The sequence below is a fragment of the Microcystis sp. 49638_E5 genome (assembly GCF_021300285.1).
GTDB lineage: Bacteria > Cyanobacteriota > Cyanobacteriia > Cyanobacteriales > Microcystaceae > Microcystis > Microcystis aeruginosa_C.
Genome location: NZ_JAJTDH010000018.1, coordinates 20438 through 40423 on the forward strand (window position 1 = coordinate 20438; position 19986 = coordinate 40423).

The 19986-nt window shown below is 43.8% G+C and carries 28 protein-coding genes; 8 read left to right on the forward strand and 20 right to left on the reverse strand.

The genetic code is table 11. The features are described from left to right. Window positions 1-78: 78 nt before the first annotated feature. The 5 genes from LW728_RS07625 to LW728_RS07645 form a co-directional block, all read right to left on the reverse strand. A complete protein-coding gene (locus LW728_RS07625) occupies window positions 79-3600 on the reverse strand; it encodes a helicase-related protein (RefSeq protein WP_287766081.1) in 3522 nt (1173 codons plus the stop codon). A gap of 6 nt (window positions 3601-3606) precedes the next feature. Beyond that, complete coding sequence (locus LW728_RS07630) at window positions 3607-4260, reverse strand: YqiA/YcfP family alpha/beta fold hydrolase (protein ID WP_043997773.1); 654 nt, start codon at window positions 4258-4260, stop codon at window positions 3607-3609. An 11-nt stretch (window positions 4261-4271) separates the two neighbouring features. Next, window positions 4272-4577, reverse strand: coding sequence for a DUF2973 domain-containing protein (locus tag LW728_RS07635; protein WP_002801382.1), 306 nt, complete (start codon window positions 4575-4577; stop codon window positions 4272-4274). A gap of 98 nt (window positions 4578-4675) precedes the next feature. Beyond that, window positions 4676-5083 (reverse strand): DUF2605 domain-containing protein, encoded by a 408-nt coding sequence (locus tag LW728_RS07640; RefSeq protein ID WP_002801381.1) that lies wholly within the window; start codon window positions 5081-5083, stop codon window positions 4676-4678. Window positions 5084-5098: 15 nt separating this feature from the next. Further along, entirely contained in the window at window positions 5099-5725 is a 627-nt protein-coding gene (locus LW728_RS07645; protein WP_287766083.1) for a TenA family protein, read from the reverse strand. A 410-nt stretch (window positions 5726-6135) separates the two neighbouring features. Between LW728_RS07645 and LW728_RS07650 the strand changes: the two genes are divergently transcribed. Next, a complete protein-coding gene (locus LW728_RS07650) occupies window positions 6136-6342 on the forward strand; it encodes a hypothetical protein (RefSeq protein ID WP_002732891.1) in 207 nt (68 codons plus the stop codon). Between the two features lie 41 nt (window positions 6343-6383). Beyond that, on the forward strand, window positions 6384-7283 hold the full coding sequence (locus LW728_RS07655; protein ID WP_002804821.1) for an amino acid ABC transporter substrate-binding protein: 900 nt from the start codon (window positions 6384-6386) through the stop codon (window positions 7281-7283). A 330-nt stretch (window positions 7284-7613) separates the two neighbouring features. On the opposite strand, the gene LW728_RS07660 is transcribed toward LW728_RS07655, so the two are convergent. From LW728_RS07660 to LW728_RS07675, 4 genes are all read right to left on the reverse strand, one after another. Continuing rightward, window positions 7614-8114 carry a PIN domain-containing protein gene (locus LW728_RS07660; protein WP_004163747.1) on the reverse strand — a complete coding sequence of 167 codons (501 nt, stop codon included), beginning with the start codon at window positions 8112-8114 and terminating at the stop codon, window positions 7614-7616. Continuing rightward, window positions 8111-8356: a UPF0175 family protein gene (locus LW728_RS07665; protein ID WP_002770804.1), complete on the reverse strand. Its 246-nt coding sequence runs from the start codon at window positions 8354-8356 to the stop codon at window positions 8111-8113. Before LW728_RS07665 ends, LW728_RS07660 begins: the two co-directional genes overlap by 4 nt. 173 nt (window positions 8357-8529) lie before the next feature. Next, window positions 8530-8688 (reverse strand): PEP-CTERM sorting domain-containing protein, encoded by a 159-nt coding sequence (locus tag LW728_RS07670; protein ID WP_287766085.1) that lies wholly within the window; start codon window positions 8686-8688, stop codon window positions 8530-8532. A gap of 9 nt (window positions 8689-8697) precedes the next feature. Then, window positions 8698-9165 (reverse strand): hypothetical protein, encoded by a 468-nt coding sequence (locus LW728_RS07675; protein WP_287766087.1) that lies wholly within the window; start codon window positions 9163-9165, stop codon window positions 8698-8700. 391 nt (window positions 9166-9556) lie between these two features. Here LW728_RS07675 and sipA point away from each other — a divergent pair, with 391 nt between their 5' ends. Together sipA and LW728_RS07685 are read left to right on the forward strand one after the other, a co-directional pair. Further along, the gene (sipA, locus tag LW728_RS07680) at window positions 9557-9769 is read left to right on the forward strand and encodes a regulatory protein SipA (RefSeq protein ID WP_287664860.1); all 213 of its coding nucleotides are present in this window, start codon (window positions 9557-9559) and stop codon (window positions 9767-9769) included. A gap of 66 nt (window positions 9770-9835) precedes the next feature. After that, on the forward strand, window positions 9836-10777 hold the full coding sequence (locus LW728_RS07685) for a glycosyltransferase family protein (protein ID WP_287766089.1): 942 nt from the start codon (window positions 9836-9838) through the stop codon (window positions 10775-10777). Here the strand turns inward: LW728_RS07685 and LW728_RS07690 are convergent, their stop codons facing one another. The 7 genes from LW728_RS07690 to LW728_RS07720 form a co-directional block, all read right to left on the reverse strand. After that, window positions 10778-12379 (reverse strand): peptide ligase PGM1-related protein, encoded by a 1602-nt coding sequence (locus tag LW728_RS07690; protein ID WP_287766101.1) that lies wholly within the window; start codon window positions 12377-12379, stop codon window positions 10778-10780. Between the two features lie 165 nt (window positions 12380-12544). Beyond that, window positions 12545-12673, reverse strand: a complete 129-nt coding sequence (psaJ, locus tag LW728_RS07695) for a photosystem I reaction center subunit IX (protein WP_002738148.1) — start codon at window positions 12671-12673, stop codon at window positions 12545-12547. A 45-nt stretch (window positions 12674-12718) separates the two neighbouring features. Beyond that, window positions 12719-13213 (reverse strand): photosystem I reaction center subunit III, encoded by a 495-nt coding sequence (locus LW728_RS07700; protein ID WP_004163740.1) that lies wholly within the window; start codon window positions 13211-13213, stop codon window positions 12719-12721. A gap of 132 nt (window positions 13214-13345) precedes the next feature. Continuing rightward, window positions 13346-13765: a secondary thiamine-phosphate synthase enzyme YjbQ gene (locus tag LW728_RS07705; protein WP_004163739.1), complete on the reverse strand. Its 420-nt coding sequence runs from the start codon at window positions 13763-13765 to the stop codon at window positions 13346-13348. A gap of 10 nt (window positions 13766-13775) precedes the next feature. Further along, a complete protein-coding gene (gene cobA / locus LW728_RS07710) occupies window positions 13776-14576 on the reverse strand; it encodes a uroporphyrinogen-III C-methyltransferase (protein WP_287766091.1) in 801 nt (266 codons plus the stop codon). 270 nt (window positions 14577-14846) lie between these two features. Beyond that, window positions 14847-15137, reverse strand: a complete 291-nt coding sequence (locus tag LW728_RS07715; RefSeq protein ID WP_002757266.1) for an addiction module antidote protein — start codon at window positions 15135-15137, stop codon at window positions 14847-14849. A 9-nt stretch (window positions 15138-15146) separates the two neighbouring features. Then, window positions 15147-15437, reverse strand: a complete 291-nt coding sequence (locus tag LW728_RS07720) for a type II toxin-antitoxin system RelE/ParE family toxin (RefSeq protein WP_046661678.1) — start codon at window positions 15435-15437, stop codon at window positions 15147-15149. Between the two features lie 49 nt (window positions 15438-15486). Here LW728_RS07720 and LW728_RS07725 point away from each other — a divergent pair, with 49 nt between their 5' ends. The 3 genes from LW728_RS07725 to LW728_RS07735 are packed head-to-tail and all read left to right on the forward strand — an operon-like array spanning window position 15487 to window position 16367. Further along, window positions 15487-15690 carry a hypothetical protein gene (locus LW728_RS07725; RefSeq protein WP_287664823.1) on the forward strand — a complete coding sequence of 68 codons (204 nt, stop codon included), beginning with the start codon at window positions 15487-15489 and terminating at the stop codon, window positions 15688-15690. Between the two features lie 36 nt (window positions 15691-15726). Beyond that, complete coding sequence (locus LW728_RS07730) at window positions 15727-15972, forward strand: type II toxin-antitoxin system Phd/YefM family antitoxin (RefSeq protein WP_008201147.1); 246 nt, start codon at window positions 15727-15729, stop codon at window positions 15970-15972. Then, the gene (locus LW728_RS07735; RefSeq protein WP_287664821.1) at window positions 15969-16367 is read left to right on the forward strand and encodes a type II toxin-antitoxin system VapC family toxin; all 399 of its coding nucleotides are present in this window, start codon (window positions 15969-15971) and stop codon (window positions 16365-16367) included. Before LW728_RS07730 ends, LW728_RS07735 begins: the two co-directional genes overlap by 4 nt. A 321-nt stretch (window positions 16368-16688) precedes the next feature. On the opposite strand, the gene LW728_RS07740 is transcribed toward LW728_RS07735, so the two are convergent. From LW728_RS07740 to LW728_RS07755, 4 genes are all read right to left on the reverse strand, one after another. After that, window positions 16689-16952 (reverse strand): DUF2442 domain-containing protein, encoded by a 264-nt coding sequence (locus LW728_RS07740; RefSeq protein WP_190722174.1) that lies wholly within the window; start codon window positions 16950-16952, stop codon window positions 16689-16691. Further along, window positions 16912-17151 (reverse strand): DUF4160 domain-containing protein, encoded by a 240-nt coding sequence (locus tag LW728_RS07745; protein WP_190721029.1) that lies wholly within the window; start codon window positions 17149-17151, stop codon window positions 16912-16914. The genes LW728_RS07740 and LW728_RS07745 overlap by 41 nt, the downstream gene beginning before the upstream one ends. Window positions 17152-17265: 114 nt before the next feature. Beyond that, entirely contained in the window at window positions 17266-17400 is a 135-nt protein-coding gene (locus LW728_RS07750) for a hypothetical protein (protein WP_277925612.1), read from the reverse strand. Between the two features lie 132 nt (window positions 17401-17532). Next, window positions 17533-18768 (reverse strand): AlbA family DNA-binding domain-containing protein, encoded by a 1236-nt coding sequence (locus LW728_RS07755; RefSeq protein WP_287766093.1) that lies wholly within the window; start codon window positions 18766-18768, stop codon window positions 17533-17535. Window positions 18769-19405: 637 nt separating this feature from the next. Here LW728_RS07755 and speB point away from each other — a divergent pair. Next, the coding region (gene speB, locus LW728_RS07760) for an agmatinase (RefSeq protein ID WP_287766095.1) at window positions 19406-19986 on the forward strand (581 nt) is incomplete at its 3' end.

Sequence of the window (19986 nt, forward strand, 5' to 3'; positions counted from 1 at the left end):
TGGTTAATCCCCTTAGTGTCCTTCGTGCCTTTGTGGTTAATCCCCTTAGTGTCCTTTGTGCCTTTGTGGTTAATCCCCTTAGTGTCCTTTGTGCCTTTGTGGTTCAATCATATCCCCCCTGTCCCATAACTCTCCCCAATTATAATTAACACTACACGCCCCAAAATCCGGTTCTCTCTGGAATGGCCGGCGCACATATCTGACCTGAACCTCCTCTGAGGGAGAAACCGAAACCAAGGCCAGCAGAAAATCCTCTGGCTTGTTAAAGGATGCAAGGATCTCGTTCTTGGTGACAGTCACCGTCTCTGCTCCTTCTACTCTACCCTTGACTTCGATAAACCGTAAGCGGCCTGTTCCGGTCCTGCGCGATTCGATGTCATAGCCGCACTTCTCGGCGCTCACATCCCGCGGTTCATACCCCAAAGCTTTTTCGGCCGCCATGACTGCCGCCATTGCCAGCTGCTCGACGCGCTTTGTCTCCCGGGCAAACATTGGCTTGCCTAAAAGTCGCCCTAACAGTCCCCCCGGTACGATGAGGGCTGCTCCCACCACCACCGGCGGCGATGGGGATAAATGACGCTCCTGCTCCAATTCAGACAAGCGCTTTTGCAACCGCGTTTGTAGTTCATCGGCCCGCATCTGGGCTTTGTTGGAATTGATCCGCGCATTTGTCTTCCCCGCTTCTTCCTGTAGGCGCAACTGGGCCGCCCGATGGTCCCAGTAGTTGATCTCCTTGGTCAGGCGGTCTTTAACTGCTATAAGGGTCTTTTCAATTAACTCTTCCTTGCGCTGCCGTACCTCCTGAAGATGGGAAGAGACAAGGTTAGCGATCGCATAATTGCGGGCCCGGCTCTCAATCTCATTACCGATAGGGAGAGAATCAAGGATCGGCCCTAGGATCGCCCGCTCCTCTTCCTGCAAAGGACGATAATCTAGATAAGGGGCATACCCAGCATCCTTCTCTCCCTGTCTCTGTGGTGCAAACAGAGGAATTTCCACATACTGCATTCGCCGCGACACCACCCGCCGTCTGCCATCGGGATTTAGCCGAGCGTCTTGAATGGCGTGTTCTAAGTACACCAGCGCCCGAATTTCCTCGCTCGGATCACTGTCATCAACTAGGATAGCCCCCCGTCTGAGTAATTCCCGATGCCGTTCCAAGACAAGATCGATAGTGGCATCTAACAGGGGATGGCCGGGACAGACAAAGGTAGCAACGGGTTTACCCGGAACACTAATCAGGTCTTTATCAAAACAGATGCGCTCATAGCGTTTGAGAATTGGCTCTCCTATCCCGAAAAAGCGGTCTCTGTTACGGATAACGGCGGGGACGTTGGTAATCTCGTATCGCTTTGGCTCTCGCTGGCGTAGGGTGCCGCCTAAGCGTTGGAAGGCTTCGAGGAAAAATGCGGCGATGAAGTGCGGCTGTAACCGTCTGGCTTCGGCTCGCTCCATATCTTCTCGAATTTTCTGAACCTTGGAAGCATCGATCGAATCCCGTGCTAGGGCGCGTTCTTCCAGCAATTCCCTTAGTCTCTCTTGATCGAGCTTTTCAGAGATGACCTGGTTTGAGCTTGCTTTTATATCTGGGTGATCGCCGTAACGGATGGCTTGGATGAGAAGTTCGCGCAATTCTTTTCCCGCAATGGCTTTACCTAATACGTCGAACACCCGTCCGCCTAAAGCTTTTTGTTCGGCTTCGAGTTTTTCGAGGAGCGTCCGATACACATCTCCCTCGCGGGTTTCGTGAGCCACCAAATTCCAGAGATGACAAACCTCGGTCTGTCCAATCCGGTGAATACGACCGAATCGCTGTTCTAGACGGTTTGGGTTCCAGGGTAGGTCATAATTGACCATGAGATGCGCTCGTTGCAGGTTGATCCCCTCTCCGGCGGCATCGGTGGCCAGAAGTACCTGTACTCCTACGTCTTGCTTGAAGCCTTCTTCGGCTTTTTTGCGGTCTTCCCGACCCATGCCACCGTGAATGGTGACAACAGTTTCTGGGTTGCCAAGGAGTGTACTGATCCGCTCTTTCAGGTAGTTGAGGGTGTCTCTGTGTTCGGTGAAGACGACTATTTTGCGGCGGTATCCTCCTGCATCGAACATCTCCGCTTCATCCTGCAGAAGATGGGAAAACTCTTCCCACTTACGGTCTTTTCCGCTCCGTCGAACGGTATTGGCTAGGTCTTCAAGCTTTTTCAGCAGGGCGATTTCAATCTGTAGTTCGGCAATGGTACGCGATGCTGTGGCCTGATCGACCACCTCATCGACCGTAGCCTCCCGCTCGCTGCTATCGGTATCCTCAAAGTCGTCATCGATGTCGTCTTGGTCAAGGACGGTAGCAAATTCTATCTCCAGCAACTGGCCTCGCTTGAGCAGTTCTTCTTCTCGGAGTCGCTTTTGTAGCCGTTCTCGTCGTCGTTTCAAGGATTGATAGATGGCTTCCGGAGAGGAGGCGAGGCGGCGTTGCAAAATGGTGAGGGCAAAGCCGACTGTCCCCTTGCGCCCGTTATTGGCCAGGGCTTCGGCTCGGTTAAATTCTTCGCGCACATACTCGGTGACTCGACTGTAGAGGATCGCTTCTTGGTCGGAGAGGGGGTAACTGACCGTGTGAGCGATTCTTTCGGGGAAAAGTGGCTTGCCGTCAAACTTGAGCAGTTCTTCTTTGACCATGCGGCGCATCAGGTCGGAAGTATCTGATACATGAACTCCGTCCCGGAATCGCCCCTCAAAGCGGTCGCCATCGAGTAGAGCTAGGAATAACTGAAAGTCTTCTTCTTTGCCGTTGTGGGGAGTAGCGGTCATCAGCAGGAAGTGGCGGGTAACACTAGAGAGGAGTTTGCCCAATTTGTAACGCTTTGTTTCCCTAATTTCCCCACCAAAGAAAGAAGCGGACATCTTGTGGGCCTCATCGCAGATGACCAGATCCCAATCAGTCTGCTGGAGTTTCTTCTGGAGGTCGTCATTACGGCTGAGTTTATCAAGCCTAGCAATGACCAGACCCATTTCGGCGAGGGCGTTGCCGGTGCGGGCTGTTTCGAGGCGGTCATTGGTGAGTATATCGAAGGGAAGGTGAAATTTGTTATGTAGTTCATCTTGCCACTGGACTGCGAGGCTGCCTGGACAGACGATTAAGCAGCGCGCTAAGTCACCTCGAATCAGGAGTTCTCGAATTAACAATCCCGCCATGATGGTTTTCCCGGCCCCGGGGTCATCGGCCAACAAAAAGCGTAGGGGTTGGCGATCGAGCATCTCACCGTAAACAGCAGTGATTTGATGAGGGAGTGGTTCCACCAGAGAGGTATGGACGGCTAGAAGCGGGTCAAACAGGTAGGCCAACCGGATGCGATGGGCTTCGGAAACTAGGCGCAGCAAAGCTCCGTCGCCATCGAAACCCCACGGTCTTCCTTCGGTGAGAATCTCTAGGGTTGGCTCTCGGTATCGAAAGAGCAGTTCTGTGTAGGGTTGTCCGTTGGTATCTTTGTAGGTCAGTTCTACCGTGTCGCTGCCATGCCACTTGGCCTCGATGACGGTAATGCTTTGATTGGGCAGAATGCCGTTGACAATAGAGCCGCTCGTTAGTTCCTCAAGTTTAGTCATGATCGCCTAAAGACCGATGTCTAGGAATAATTGCATTTCAGCCCATATCCTCGTCAAAACATCGGTAAGGGCATGATCGCTATCTAATTCGATTAACTGCACCCAAGGACGAGAAAAAGCATAATAGCGACTATTTTCTAGGGGAATCACCTCATCGGCACGACCATGAATAATCAAGGTGGGAAGCTGCCTGATTAACTTGTCTTGGGGATAATTGGCTAAATCTTCGATAAATTTGTAATAGATTGGCAGATAACGGCGATAACCGTAGTGATAAACCGATAAACTCCCAGATTTTTGCCAATTGGCTAGGGTTTCTGCTTCCAATTGTCCTAACCAAATCGGACCGAAATTAAAAGCGGGAGCTAATAAAACGAGCCTTTGCACCTGAAAATAAGTTTCTGCCAGCCAAGCTGCCGTTAAACCGCCAAAACTGGAACCAATCAGAGTAACAGGAAGCTGAGATTGTTCAATCAATTGGCCGACTTGAACAATCTGACGAGTGAGAGTTAAGCTAGAAAAATCATCACCGTTAAGATCGGGAATTTCCATTGCTAAACCCCTCTTTTGCCAACAATGTCTCAAAAATTGCGCTTTTGTTGATTGGGGGCCAGAAGCAAAACCGTGTAGATAAATATATCTGTTTTCAAGAACCGCCATTCTAAAACCAATCAGATTTCCTCATCTTGCTCTTTGGCAGCACTGGGAGAAGAATTATAAATAGCATCTAACTGTTGACGAGCATCTTCAACAGTGAGAGAACGAATCACTAACAGGGGTTCATTAATCGGTTGTCCAGTCTCGTCCAAAAGTTCCGGATGGGAAGTCATGGGATAACCGTAGGGATTATAGGAATTAGCCGATTTAGCAGGACGTTTCTGGGAATCCATGCTGACAGTAATCAGACTCCGAATTAAATTATTAATGGTCAAAAAAGCGATAACTGTGAAGGCGAGGATATAGAGCAGATGTAACATTGGCCGAGTCTCCCATGAATTATGTGTGAATATTCCTAATTGCCAAAACTTTATGCTAAAAATTCGCTTAACTCTCTAGCTTACCAAAAAGTTTCAGGTTAAGCGTCAGTTTGAGGAGATTGATATTCTCCCCAACCCTGTAATCGACGACGACGACTGCTGACACCCCAACACTCTGCCACCAACTGATGCCAAGGCAACAACATCTTAGCCTCGATACCCACCTGACCACCCGTGGTTTTAAAGAGTAAATAAGCCGTGGCCACCTCCTGTTGGGCGTTTTTGACTCTTGCTAATAAATCGTCTTGTTCCTCAATGCTGAGAAAGGATAATCTCTCGGATTCGAGGAGGAGACGGGAACGGGAAAACCAATGGGTGAAATCCTCTAGTAGAGGTTCCAAGATAGTTTTCAGGAGTTCGTTTTCGGTGGGTTGCGAAGGAAACATTATTTTTATAATGACGATTTTGCTTACCTTAATCTTAGCGTTATTTATATTTCTTAACATTATGACGGGAAAACTTTAAGATTTGCCCCGGCTGTAGGCGGCACTAAAGAAATCCAGTTCACAACTAAGGGCATAACGATAGGATAAAGAGATATTTTCCGTCATCAGGGCGTATTTATCCGCTAATTCCTCTAACTGGCTTGCTAAAGCTGCGAATTCATCCCCACTATAACTATCAATCCAAGCTTGATAGGGATTCTCAGAAATCGGCTCTAGGGCTAATTGTTGGCCTAGATAAGCATAAAGACGCATACAGGGACTCATCACCACGGCAATCGCACCGATGTCACCCATCCAAGCGGTAGCGAGAAGAAAATCCCGATAGCGACGGGTGGCATTAGCGGGCTGAACCTTTCTCAGGTCAACCCCCCACTGTAAAGCGTAATTTTCGTGTAATTCTAATTCCTTTAATACCCCTGCCGCTAACCGATGAAAGCTAGTAAATCCCTGCCAATCGGGAGCTTTAGCGGCGGCGATACTGTAAGCACGGGCGAAAGATTCCAGAAAAAAAGCATCCTGACCGACATAAAAAGCAAAACAGTCCCGTTTAAGCTCTCCTGTGGCGATACCTCGCACAAAAGGGTGTTCGAGGCAAGCTTGTACTAGATCTTGATGGCTGTGCCAAAGTTGCTGACTAAGCATAGGAAAATACTAATTAGGTGGACGTGGGAATTATGAATTATGAATTATGAATTAGACATCTTCAAAAATTATAACCCAGTCACAGCTTGCTTTTAGCCTATATACTAATTAAGTAGTTCGATAGCTGAAATGTATATCTATCGTTGCTAATTCAATTTCACTGAAAAAATATGAGGCAATTAAAATAATTTTTATTCGGGTAGATTCCTTAACTAGAAAGACTTTTGGTCTTGAGATAATATTAGGTCGAGGTCTATTGGGAAGGGGTGAGTGTTTAAGGTTGGTTAACTAGAGTTCGGCATCTCACAGGGTGACAGAGAGCCTGAGTTGTCACAGTTTCAATTCCTTAACCCAAACTGACGCTAACCCTGTTACAATACAGATAACTGACTAAATTGGAATTAAAGACTATGCGACTTAAGCGATGGGAGTCCCCCCGCCGTCAGGGACGTAACGACAAAGGCAAGGGTGGTTCGGCCCGACAGCGACAACTGAAAAAACAATTTAAAATGTTGTCCAAAAAACTAAAAGGGGGAGAGAGTAACATCTCTCCTCTTTTTTTGTCCCCAGCAATCGCCGCTAAAAAATCTTCCTCTGGGAAACTCTCAGTCTCCTGAAACAGTCCCAGACTTGAGCCACTTTCAGATTAGGAAAAAAAATGAAGCGTACACTTGCCGTCATGACGATGACAGTAGCTTTAACCCTCACCAGTAACCATTCTAGCCTTGCCGGAGCAATCTTCGATCGCATTCAAAAAACTGGGGTAATTACTGCCGGCGCTCGTAAAGATGCTATTCCCTTTGGTTTTGTCAACTCCCAGGGCAAGTGGGTGGGTTACAGCCTTGATATGTTAGAGTTAATTCGCAAAGAAACCGAGCGGAAGTTAGGAAAACCAATTAAGTTAAAAATTGTTGAGATTACTCCCCAAAATCGTTTTGAAAAGTTAAAAACAGGGGTGATAGATATAGAATGTGGCTCCACTACTTTTACTTGGAAAAGAGAAAATGAAGTGGATTTTTCCGTTAGTTATTTTGCCAGTGGCACTCAATTACTCACCCGCAAAGGTAGTAATCTCGATGACATCGGTAGCTTGGCAGGCAGACGCATTGGAGTGATTGCCAATACTACTAATGAAGCGGTGATTAAAACCCAACAACCCGCCGCTATTTTGGTCAAAGTTAAAAATCGTGGCGAGGGTTTACAAAAACTAGAAACGGGAGAAATTGACGGTTTTGCCAGCGATGGCATTACCCTAGAAGGTTTAAGGAAAAGTGCTAAAAATCCCAATAATTTAGCCATAGTTCCCTCCTATCCCTACGCCTACGAATCCTATGCCTGTACTTTACCCGAAAATGATTCTAAATGGCGCGATACAGTGAATTATACTCTATTAAAATTCATGGAAGGTATCGTTAGTGACCAACAACAAGCGGTGACAATTTATGAACGTTGGTTTGGTGAAGATGGTGTTGTTCCCTATTCCCGAGAAACTATTAATGATTATTTTCAAGGTATTGTCAACACCTACGAATGGATTCCTTTAACTGTATTTCCCTAAAATTAAGAGCTTTTTAGGAACCGATTGAAAAAGGCAAGAGGAAAGTGGGAATTATGAATGGGGAAGTAGGGGAATGGGGAAGTGGGTTTTTAAAGTTGGATTTGATTAATAAAGGTAAAAAATAAACCCCCTCAACTGTTAGTTAGCAAAAATTAAGTAGGTAGGTGTTAAAAGTTGTCAGACACCCCCCTTATTAAGGGGGGATTAAAGGGGGGACTAAGGGGGGATCGGCACCCCCCTTATCAAGGGGGCAGGGGGGATCAGAGGCAAAATCTATCTTCAATTTAATTATAACTACTTACTTAAATAAGAAGATTTTGAAGGCTTTAGTTATTGGTTTTCATCAATTTCTTGCGCTGTTTTTAATATGTCTAAATACAATATTTGATTAACACGGAAACCTGCTTTAAAAATCAAATCATCCATTAACGGCTGAATAGTAGGAATTAATCTTCTTCTTTTGGCAATTAATAAAATACCTAAAATTCCAATAACATTCAATCCTAAACTAATTGCTTTCTTTCTGCCAGGGTTCTCGTCTATAATTACTCTATCAGCATTTGAAGAAATCGCTAAAGCTATCGTTTCTGATTCTCCTCGGTGTAATTCCTTCTGTAATTCTTCTAATAATAACCGATTCTCTAACTCTCGCTTTTCTATCCAGGATAGGGTTTGAACTTCAATAGTGCCAGGAACTGAATAACCTAATCCTGTCATTTCTTCATAAACAGCCACTGGAATAATAATTGTTCCATAGATATCATGGAGCAAGTTAAGATAGCCGATAGCAGCTAAACTGGTAATCGGAGAGGTGTTACTAACAACAATCACAGATCACCTAAGGTTTTTAAGGTTTGTAATTCTTGTTGCCAATCTACACTATCATAATTTACACAAATATTCCTCTTGGCGACTTCTTGACGAAATTCAATTAAAGATAAGTTGGCAAAATCAGCCGCTTTTGCGCTACTGATATGATAATCTCTAAACATAATGATTGCCAGTTCTAGTTGCAACAGTTGCTCGTTTTTTCCTGTTGCTTGTATAATTTCGTTGGGAATCACAATAGTCATTAAAATTTACGATATTTGTATGAACCGCCCCCATTGTATCACAAAAAAATACTTGTGATCGATTAATTAATAAAAATTAATGAATAGAAACATGGACAAAAAATAAACCCTCAACTGACTGAATGAAGGGGCATTTATCGTATTTTGTGGGCAATTTAGCCTACTTTTGTGGTTTAGTTTTCGTCGGATTTAGAGGATTTTAGTTTGCGTTTCAGGGTTGAAGCTGCGCCTAATGCACCAAAGGAGCCAATAGCTAAAAGTCCAGCAGTTGAGGAGGGTTCAGGAACTAGCTTTAGGTTTTCAACAGGAACACACGGGGTCAAACACCCCATATATGTAAACTAATTAGAAAGTAGATCTTTAGCATAAAGTAGCCGATATTCTTCTCCACCTTCTATGTAGGCTAATCCCCCTGCACTAAAAGCGCCTACACCTCCTACAGGAACAATATTTGCCGGATTAAACAGATTATCATTCGTTAATCCTGAAGTTAATAAAGTGGTAGAGCCAGTGCCTTGGGGGACCAGAGCAGTTATAGGCTCTGTACCCTGTGTTCCAGTTATGGATAAAACTTTATATCCGGTAAAGCCCGGAACGACCAAAGATTTAGATAAAGTATCTTCGGTAATAACTGTCGCCTTAACAGGTGTGGGAAGAAGTGTAGTGTCAGGGGCAGGCAGTAGGTTTGTATCTATATCGAAGGATAAACTCCATGTGAGAGTTCCAGCCGAAGCAGGATTTACTCCAAAGCCAATCATTGTAGTCGTTGCAGCCGCTCCAAGAGCTAAGGCTAAAGTCCAATTTTTCATTTTTTTATTCCTGAGTAGTGTTTTTTGTGTGTAAGTTTGTAGTCTTAGCTTTGAGGCTATTAGCCTACTTTTGTCGTTTCTTTGCTAGGTCAGGCAACACCTTAACCCAACTCCAAAGGGAGACAACGGGAGTGTACACATTCTCTCCCCCACAACTGTATTAAAATATACAGTTTAATAAATCTTTACATTTCTCTCCTCAACTAGGAATTCAGATTTTGGTTTTTTTTTTGATTGTACTGATAGCGATCGCCACCCTCGCCGCTAGGTCAAGCAACAGCCCAACCCAAGGGGAAAGGGGGACGACGACAGCTTTGGGGAATCTATCTTGAGAATGATTTGAAATATGCTAAGTTGAGATACGATGTCACGATCGCATCTAACCAGTACCATGAGTGAAATTAGTGTCGGGGGAAAAGTCCGTCTGATTGCCATTCCCCCTTACCTGAAAACCGCCGATCCCATGCCTATGTTACGGCAGCCGGAGCTGCTCAATATCGACGATATAGGCACGGTAATCGATCGCCGGCCGGGGGGTTATTGGGGTGTAAAATTCGATCGAGGCTCATTTCTGCTCGATAGCAAATATTTAGAAGCTATTTAAACCAGTTAAGTGCATCACGGTCAAGACAACTTTGATAAATGACAAGCAAATCTAAAGAGTTAATTTATGTCCAATACTTTTCTATCGATCATTATCCCGATGCGCGAGGGATTTAGCGAACATTGGCTAGGAGAATTATTGAAAGTCAAGGGAGATATAGAATTTATTTTAGTTCATCCTCCTGGGGTCAAACCTTCGCCGGTGAATGATCCACGCATGAAACAGATTGTCTGTGCTTTACGAGGTGAAATTATTCAAAGAAGTACAGGATTTTTAAATGCCAGAGGCACTTATATTCTCACAATCAATTGCGATGAATATTTACACCCGGAGATCGTCACCCTAGTTAAAGACTATTTTGAACGCTTCCCCAATAGTTGGGTATTGCGATTAGCCAGATGTGAATTTCCCTACGGTGAACGAGAAAAACTAGAGAGTAATTGGACAACCATTCCCGATGTAAAAAGTTTAGCTATCTGTAGCAGGCGAGAAAATAATAGTAACTTATTTAAAGATAATAATTATTTATTAGAATTACCGATCGCTCCTTTAGATAATCCTTTTAATCCCCAAGTTTTTCTCAATCAACGTCGCGATCAAAATGGTCCCCATTTAGAAAATTTTGATAAAAAAGTTTGGAAAAGTGAACTTGTGCAAGCGGCGACGATAGAAATTACTAATCTCATGAACTTATTGGGTCCGATTAAATATATTCCTTTTTGGTGTTTAGATAGATTACTAGGTTTATATATTCAGGCTAAATATTTTGAAAAAGAGCGAGTAATCGGTCACTGGATGCCGAAGTCTCCCGAACAAATACGAATTGAAGATAATCCTCCTGAATACCAAAGAACTTGGCGATTTTACTTTTTATCGGAAGTTATGTTATTAAGAAAATTCCCTCAGTATGGCTATCTTTGGAATCTAGCTATCTATCAATTTTTAGAACTGCCTGCTTGGATGATTAAATCTCTGAGACAAAAAATTATACCCAGTAAATCAGTCTAGTTATATCCAAGTGATCGGTAATCCAGAATAATAATAACCTAAATTTATGGAACTATGCTCTGTTTCCCAATCTAAAACCTGTTCCACACGCTGATAAATTGCCGCAGCTTCCTCACTAGAATTGCCGATACAAGTTAACCCTAATTTACCAAATTCCGACAGCGCACCCATGAGATGAAAAACTGTTCCCGTTTTACTGCTACTATCAAAATGCAGGCGATGTTTAGCAATAATATCCATTAAATCATCGGGAAGTAAACCTTTGTATTGGGGTTTATGGAGATTATCGGAGGCAATATAGTATTTTTCCTGGTGAGGTTGACTGAAAAATAATCCAGTTTCTTGATCGTATTTACCATTAGTTAAAAGCTTCAAAGTCATAAAAGGATGGGTGGTTCCTCCTTTTCGCAGATTAATTTCGATCGCCTGTAAATCCCAGACTAAAGTTTCTGGATTTTTGACAGCGACGAAATCAACTCCATAGCGTTCAATTGCCCCCTTTGCTGCCAGAATTTCCCCTATTTTTAGGCCTAATTCCTGTAATTGTAGGCGATAATTTTCATCGGCAGGAAAATGACAACCTAGATAAATTTGACCATCGGGACCGCCTAAAATTTGATCGTGAGTGGAAATAATATTCACTTCTCCCGTCGGTGTAATATAACCCTGCACACTCGGCGATCGCTTTTCTTCTCCTTCAATAAAAGCTTCGACAATTGCCCCTAATTCAGCAATTTTACTGGAAAAACTCTCCCAAGTTTCATCGCTTGCTTGAAAACTCATCTTGTCTAATTGTTTAGCCAAGAGATTCATTCTCTCGCTTAAATCTAGACTGTTACTATCAACAATTCCCCCTAAAGGACGTAAATCTAAAACCGCATTTCCTTCTCCCGATAACCCCTCATTTAACTTCACTACCATGCGTTTTAATTGCGGTTGACGAGACCACAAACTAGCGGCTTCATATAACAAATCCTTGACCGTATTTAGCTGTAAACTACCGTCAGGATGGGGAATATTGCCTTGACCAAAAATCTCGCGACTGCCACTTTTAGAACCCCAATACAATAAATCTGGACTACAGGCAAATAAAGGAATATCTAATTGTAAAGACAATTCTCGCTCTAAATTAGTAGAATTAAAACAAACCATGTAGGCACGATCTCGACGCAACGCTTGCCGGATTCTTGCTACTAAGCGCGGTCTGTCCAGAATTTTTTGGGTTAAAGGTTGAAAAGAGTTATCGTGAGTTGTCAGTAATAAAAGACGGTTATTAGCATGGGAAAAAGGAATCCCGGGCAACAATTGCAGGTAATAATCAATCACCATCCGCGCCAGTGGCTGCGCTGTTACATAGATTAAACGGGTTTTCGGATGTCGCAACCGAATCAGAGAAAATAATAATCTTTCTTCGTAATGTAAAAAACCCGCTACTTTTTGACCGACTCTCTGATCGATACTAAAAGAAGGGACAACTAGGATATCATAATCCCATTCATCGGATTCGGGAACGTTTTCTCCCTGCCAAATCTCTTTTAATTTTTCTTGTAATTCTTGATACCGCAGCCGCTTTCCTAGCATCAAATCTCTATCTAACAGCATGGTTTGTCCCACCTCTGTGGTTGCAGACACCTGTATCTTATCTATTTTTAGGCCCTGTCGTCTCCAGTGCCTTTCTTTTCTTAATATTCCCCAATCCCTGTGATCATTGCCATTAAAAAGGGATACAGTGGACTCTGTATCCCCTTTAATCACCTGAGATTGCCTTTAACCTAGCGGGTGGAATAAGAGATCGGGATAAAACCGATTAAATTCGATTAAAATCCCGGCGGTGAAAGTCAGCAGCGCCATAATTAACACGGGTGCGGACGAGAGAAATTTAGTAAGTCCTTCCATCTGAGTTCTCCTAGGGAATAAAAAGTCAAGGGTTTGACACAAAAATTAACGAGGGGAAACGGTAATTTCCGAATCCTTAACGGTTAATTTACCGGAAGTGGCTTCTTGTAAAGCCGCCAACGGCCAGAGGAACCCCGTTAACATTTTGCTCAAAGCGAGGGGAACATCGATGATGATTTCCTTCATTTCGGCATCTTTACTGTCGCGTACGGCGATTAAATAGGCCCGACCAACCCAACCGATCCAACCGGCAATGTACAGGAATAGGATGCTAGGGATAAAGAAATCGCCCATGTGGTCCCAACGACCATCAACAATTAGGTGTGGATAGCCTTCCGGTCCACAGAGAGCTTGGGAGTAGGTTTGAGCGCGTTTGGCTCCCGATTCGGGGTCGGGAGTGGTGTTGCGGAAACTCTTCGCTTTTTGTAGGAAAGCGGGATTTTCGCTACAAGGGGTCAGATTGGACAAATCAGCCGACGCTGGAGCGGCAAAGGTGAACCAGAGAGATAGCACCAGGGCCAGAGCGAACAATTTTCGCATAAATTGTTTCCTTTTGTTACGAAATATGAAGTTCTTTGTTCAAAAAGCGAACAATTTGATCGTACACGGAAAAAATCTTACTCCGATGAGGGGTACGAGTAAAGTTTCTATTACAAAACTATACGCAACGCTTTAGACCCCTGTGATATGAACCACCACTTGTCTTTGGTGACGACTCTGACGATGTTCCCAGAGATAGATACCTTGCCAGATCCCTAAAACTAATTTACCTCTAGCGATCGGGATTTGTTCCGATGTCCGGGTTAGGACCGAGCGAATGTGAGCGGGCATATCGTCTGGCCCTTCGGTAGAGTGATAGTAGAGACTGCTATCTTCCGGGACTAACTTGGCGAAGAAATTGGCCAAATCGGTGAGAACATCGGGATCGGCATTTTCTTGGATCAGCAAAGAAGCGGAGGTGTGACAGACAAATATACTGCATAATCCCGTCGTTATGCCCGATTCAGCCACGATCGCTTCTATGGGGGCAGTCAGAGGATGGAAATTCTTGGGACTGGTGGTAATCGTCAGGGATTTTTGATATTGACGCATGGAAACCGAATCAGGGAGAAATGGGTGTAGGGGGGATTGTCCTGGAGAGCAAAGGTTGTCCCGCTTGCAAGAGATCGTGAAGGTTCACCACTGCACCGATAACAGCGATCGCTGGGGACTCAAAGCCGGTGGCTTCGATCTGGTCCATAATCGTGGTGAAAGTACCGATTAACTGCTGTTGCTGCGGTGTTGTTCCCCAGCGAATCAGGGCGATCGGTGTTTCTGGACTTCTGCCCGCCTTGGTCAACTCGCCGATAATATAGGGTAAATTATGCACACCCATGTAAACAACAATTGTTTCTGCGCCATGGGCGATCGCTGACCAGTTAACTTGAGGACGATATTTACCCGCCATCTCGTGGCCGGTGACGAAGGTAACGGAAGAACTATAATCGCGATGGGTGAGGGGAATACCGGCGTAGGCAGGCACGGCAATTCCTGAAGTGATCCCCGGCACGATCTCGACGCTAATTCCGGCCGCGATCAGATCGAGCATTTCTTCACCCCCGCGACCGAAAACAAAGGGATCACCCCCCTTGAGACGAACAACCACGGCATTAGTCTGGGCCTTCTCGATCAGTAAAGCGGTGATTTCCTCCTGTACCAGAGAATGACGACCGCGACGCTTACCCCCATGGATTTGTTCGGCCTTGGGGTTAATCATGGCTAGAATCGAGGGGCTGACTAGGGCATCATAGAGGACAATATCGGCATTTTCTAAGAGAACTTTCGCTTTTAAGGTCAACAAACCGGGATCCCCGGGACCCGCACCGACGAGATAGACCTTACCGCAACTTTCTGATTGATTCATAGATACTGGGGAGAAAATTCTTGCTTCGATCGAATGCGCTTGATCCCTACTGTATTGTGACTGGGGCAAAATTTGGTATTTTTGACTACAGTTACTCGGCGATCATGCTCTTTCTTCATGAAGAATTATGATCTTAACATTACTTAACCTTTTATCTAGCGATCGCTCTGATCCTAAATCCGGTTTAACAGGTATGGGGGAGAGCGGGTTTTTCAAGTGGGATTGGGAGTTAATCATGCTATTAAAAACCGATTCAGTATAACGGTGAAGTTAGGCAATTGGTACGACTTGGAGGCGTAACCCAAGTGATTGTAAGACCTTAAGAACTGTGGCAAACTCTGGATTGCCTTCGATTGACAAAGCTTTATAGAGACTTTCACGCCCCAACCCTGTTTCACGGGCAATATGTGTCATCCCTTTAGATCGAGCAATATCACCTAATGCTGCTACCACTAAGCTTGGATCGCCATCTTCAAGAGCTGCTTCAAGATATGCAGCTATATCTTCTTTTGTTTCGAGATGTTCTGCCGCATCCCAAGGATAGGTTTGGATAGTAGCCATGAAAATCTCCTATAAGTCTTGTGCTAAATTTAATGCTGTTTTGATGTCCCGTTCTTGAGTTTGCTTATCTCCTGCTGCCAAGAGGATGATCAAGGTCTCGCCTCGCTGAATGAAATACACCCGATAGCCTTGGCCATAATCGATCCGCAGTTCCGATACACCTTTTCCTACTGGTTTAACATCGCCTGGATTGCCCATAGACAGGCGACGAACACGAATGTCTATACGTGCTTTTGCTTGGCGATCCCGCAAATTGCTAAACCACTGAGAGTAGGTTTCGGTCTGGCGAATTTCAATCATGCCCTAAGTGTATCCTATGGGATACAGAAGGACAAGCAATAAAAATAAGGTGCGTTACATTTTATTCATTAACGCACCCTACAAGATCGGCGATCGCACTAATCAATGTGCATGGTGCGTTCCCCAAAAATCGATCGCTGGAGCGGTAGAAGTTGCATTAGGGAACGCACCCTACAGCGATAGCGTACTGCTACGCAGTGCCTTCGGCATCGCACTTCAAACTAACTTGCCCTTGCAGAATCACCGCAACTAAACTAAACTTAGTTTGTAGATTTGGTTTTTTAAGAGCATGGAAACTGTAAACATTCATCAGGCTAAAACAAACCTTTCTCGGCTATTGTCCCGTGTGGAACTCGGAGAGGAAATCGTTATTTCAAACCGAGGTATTCCAATTGCTAAACTTGTTCCATTTCGGACATCTTTAGATCGACGGTCTAGTTTAGGACAAGATCGAGGGATGTTTACCGTACCAGATGATTTTAATGCTCCTTTACCAGAAGATATTTTGGTAGCATTTGAGGGTGGTGCGGAGTGAGACTTTTACTGGATACACAATGCTGGCTGTGGTGGTTTGCCCAACCAGACAAGTTAAGTGAGAATGTAATTGAACAAATTGCCAACGAAAGCAATGAAGTGTGGTTTTCTGTTGCCAGTGTTTGGGAGATGGGAATTAAAGTCTCAATCGGTAAATTACCACTGCCAGAGCAAATAGATAATTATGTCTCTACTCGAATGACCCAACTAGGAGCTAGATCGTTAGAGATCAATGCTTCTCATGCTTTGCGGGCGGCTGCATTGCCTTTACATCATCGTGATCCTTTTGACCGAATGCTGATTGCACAAGCTCAGGTAGAAGATATGATACTTGTGAGTGCGGATTCAACATTTAATCAATATGAAGTATCTTTGCTTTGGGCAGCTAGTTCTTAGTCATAAACACAGAATTTCAGCTGCTTTCTAGATATTCGTGAACCAAATTCTGTGTAGTTGCAATTATTAACTCGCACATTTTTCCAACTAATTGACTGTCATTTCTGGAAGACTCCAAAGTGACTTGACACTGACCTGCACAAGAGCCTTCAATTTCACAGCCTTTGCAGAAATCGTTCTTACAGCTTCAATCAATAGGCATGGTGCGTTCCCCAAAAATCGATCGCTGGAGCGGTAGAAGTTGCCTTAGGGAACGCACCCTACCAGATCGGCGTGCTGCTACGCAGTGCCTTCGGCATCGCACTTAATTAAGGATAAAAACTAGGCTTTAACTTTTAAAGGAAATCTCTCAGGATTTTTAATAATTTCTTTGCTTAAATCTACATCTAAATCTGGCCAATAAAAATGATTAGGAAAAGGCTCTTGTATATTTAAAATTTGTCTAATAGTGACATCTTGAAACCAAGGAAAATCTTGATAAGAAAGAAACATTTCTTCATTGTTTGCCAGAATCCATATTCCATGAGAAGAAATATGAGTTACTTCAGCTTGAGAAGTGTTTTGTCCAAGCATTTCTAAGTTCATTTTGTCGTTCCTCAATAATAGTTTCTATCGCTTGAAGTTGTTTTCGAGATAGGTTATGATTACGAGCTAATTCAATTTGTGGTTCCAGCCAAAATTTAGCTTCTCCTTCTGCACAATGAACATGAACGTGCATTCTTGTTTCTTCGCGGGAAAAGAAAAAGAAGCGATAGCCATCTTCTCGGAAAACAGTTGGACTCATCAGAAATATAATCAGGATGATTGATGCTTACCCTTCGTTTATTATAGCAAATCCCCCTCAACTGGTCTAAAACTAAGGGGGAATGAGTTATAAAAAAAGGCAATTTAACCGATGTTAGTGGGTTCTTTTTCGATCGATCGCTGGAGCGGTAGAAGTTACATTGGGGAACGTACCAGACAAGATCGGCGATCGCACTACAGTTGCATAACGGAATAATTTGATCGCATCTCCACCAATTAAATAAACCACGATCGCCCACCTAAACTATAGCGTTTCCTACGCTAGTGAGGTACACCTGTTTTTCTTACCTTTTGCCTCTTGCCTTTTGCCTAAAACCCATAACTTTTGTACCTCAGCAGACTGAAAAACGCTATATATCATCTAATCTGTCTGAGGTTTTCTTAGATAAGCAGCTAGTTCTTCAGAAATTACGAAACGAGGAGCATCATTATAGGTGATTTCATAAACTAACGCCTGATTCTCCAAAATTCTCAGCTTATTTCTAAGGTAAGCATGATCCTCAAAGTAATATTTGAGAGTGAAGTTATTGGTATCTTCACAATACATTACACCCTTATTCATAATGATAAACTCACGAGCAAATGGACAGTTTTGTAGATCACTTCTCATATCTGCTAGAAGTTCGGGAATTAGACTCTCAATATTTAGAAATACACTTTCCGAGGGCTGTGGCAGTAGAAAGCTCGGTTTAGCAATATTTTTGTGCGGAACTGCGAGTTTCAAAAGAGCTTTGTTAATTGATTCAAGTGCTGTTACTATTTTTGCTGAAGCGTCATTTGTTGTAAGTGTAACAGGTGGTACTGAACCAGAAATTCCTAATCTAGTATTGTAATTATAAGAGTGGACAGAAAGATCCTTATACTCTACTTCAAGTAGTACATTTTCTCCAAAAAGCTTATCTGCTTGAGAGTGAGTCGCCACGTCAAAAAAGAATGGATTATCTTGATCAATAACAGATATTTGGAGGGGAAATAAATTTCCTAAATTACTCATCATTTTGGGCAAGGGCGAAATATTAACCTTGACTTCAATTGCGGGGGCATCTGTAAGTGAAAGAATTCCAAGTTGAATAGCCTGCTCTTTTTCTGGTTTAAGTCTAAATAAGTGTGTTAAACGTGGTTTGGAGAAATGTCTTTTAGCCCAGATTGCATCAACAATAAAATGCTTGGCTTTGACTGTATGAGCACCTGCTCGAATGTAATAGCAATTATCATAAGCCATGTGTGGCCCAGCGTGGCTCTCATAAACGGCAACAAGCAAAACAGCCGAATCGGACTGAATGACTCCTCGTCCTACTGAATCAGATATTATTTTAATCTCATATTTAGGAACTGGTTCTACTTGATTAACAATCTGATCAGCCCAGTCGCGTAAATCTTGTCTTCCAACTTTTAGATGTAGGCCATTATCAGCATTACCATGAGAGTCCACACCAGCAATAAAACACCCACCTCCAGAATTTGCAAAGGCAGATACCGCACAGCTTAGTTTCTTCTTGAGGTCTTCTGGAGGAGTGCGACTTGATTTGAATTCAAAGTTATCATCCTCTGCGGATGGAAGCTGAGTGAGATCAAAATTTCCTAGGTCAATTTTCATAAGATGTGAAAAGGCGGACAAGTAGTGTAAAAAATGTTTGGCTTCTTATCAATCAAATTATACTATTGGCGGATGTAAACTCGATCCCCCTACGACAAAACTCTGCATTGAAAAACCAATTGCTTTGGCTTTGTGGTCTAACTACATATTATAGGTCAACTTTCTGTATAAAACTCTCTGGGGTAACGATATGGGTCAACTTTCCGTATATCACCCCATTTAGGTGCAATTGCCAGAACTTTTCCCTATATCACACCCAAAAGCCTGTTAGTCAGATTAGCATCTTGCCAAAAACCTTGTGTAACTAAATTCCTGACAATTAGGCTCATTCTAACGATGATTCCTATATCTGACCGCACCCCTTGACAAAAACTGACAATTATTCGACCTTTAGCGATCGCTATCGGGGGATAGTTGTTTTTTGTTACAGCAGTGTGGTTCAGCCTAACTGATGGCTATATTTCCAGATTATCGCCCGCAGCAAACCAATCTTGAGCGAGAAATCGAGGGATGTATCCATTGATGGATAAGGGTTTTTTGCTATTGCAGTAGATATGTCTGGGGTCAGTTGAGATAGACAAAAATAGTCAAAATATTTATAATAGAAGATTGGACTAAAATTTTCTGTGATTTGCCCATGTTATTGTCTTGCGCCACCGGTAGCGAACAATTTTTAGGTAGTGAAGCGATCGCATCTTACGCCACAGCTAAGGCCGTGATCCTGCCGATTCCCTACGAGGCCACCACCACCTATCGCAAGGGTTGTGAAACCGGGCCGGCGGCGGTGATTACTGCTTCCCAACAATTGGAAGCCTATGACGAGGAACTTAAGAGGGAAACCTGTTTAGAAGTGGGCATCTATACCCATGATGCGATCGCCGATACCCGTCAGCAACCGCAATTGTCCGCCGAGGAGATGTTAGCCGTCACCACAGCTACAGTTTCCCGTCTAATTGCCGATGATAAATTTGTCGTCGCCGTCGGGGGTGAACACGCTATCACTACGGGAGTAGTACAAGCTTATCGACAAGCTTTATCGGAACCTTTTACGGTGGTTCAAATTGATGCCCATGGCGATATGCGTTTTGAGTACGAAGGATCGCACCATAACCACGCCTGTGTGATGCGTCGGGTGTTAGAAATGGGTTTACCGACCTTACCCGTGGGAATTCGGGCTATTTGTCGGGAAGAAGCGGAATTAATCGCTAAACAGCAGAT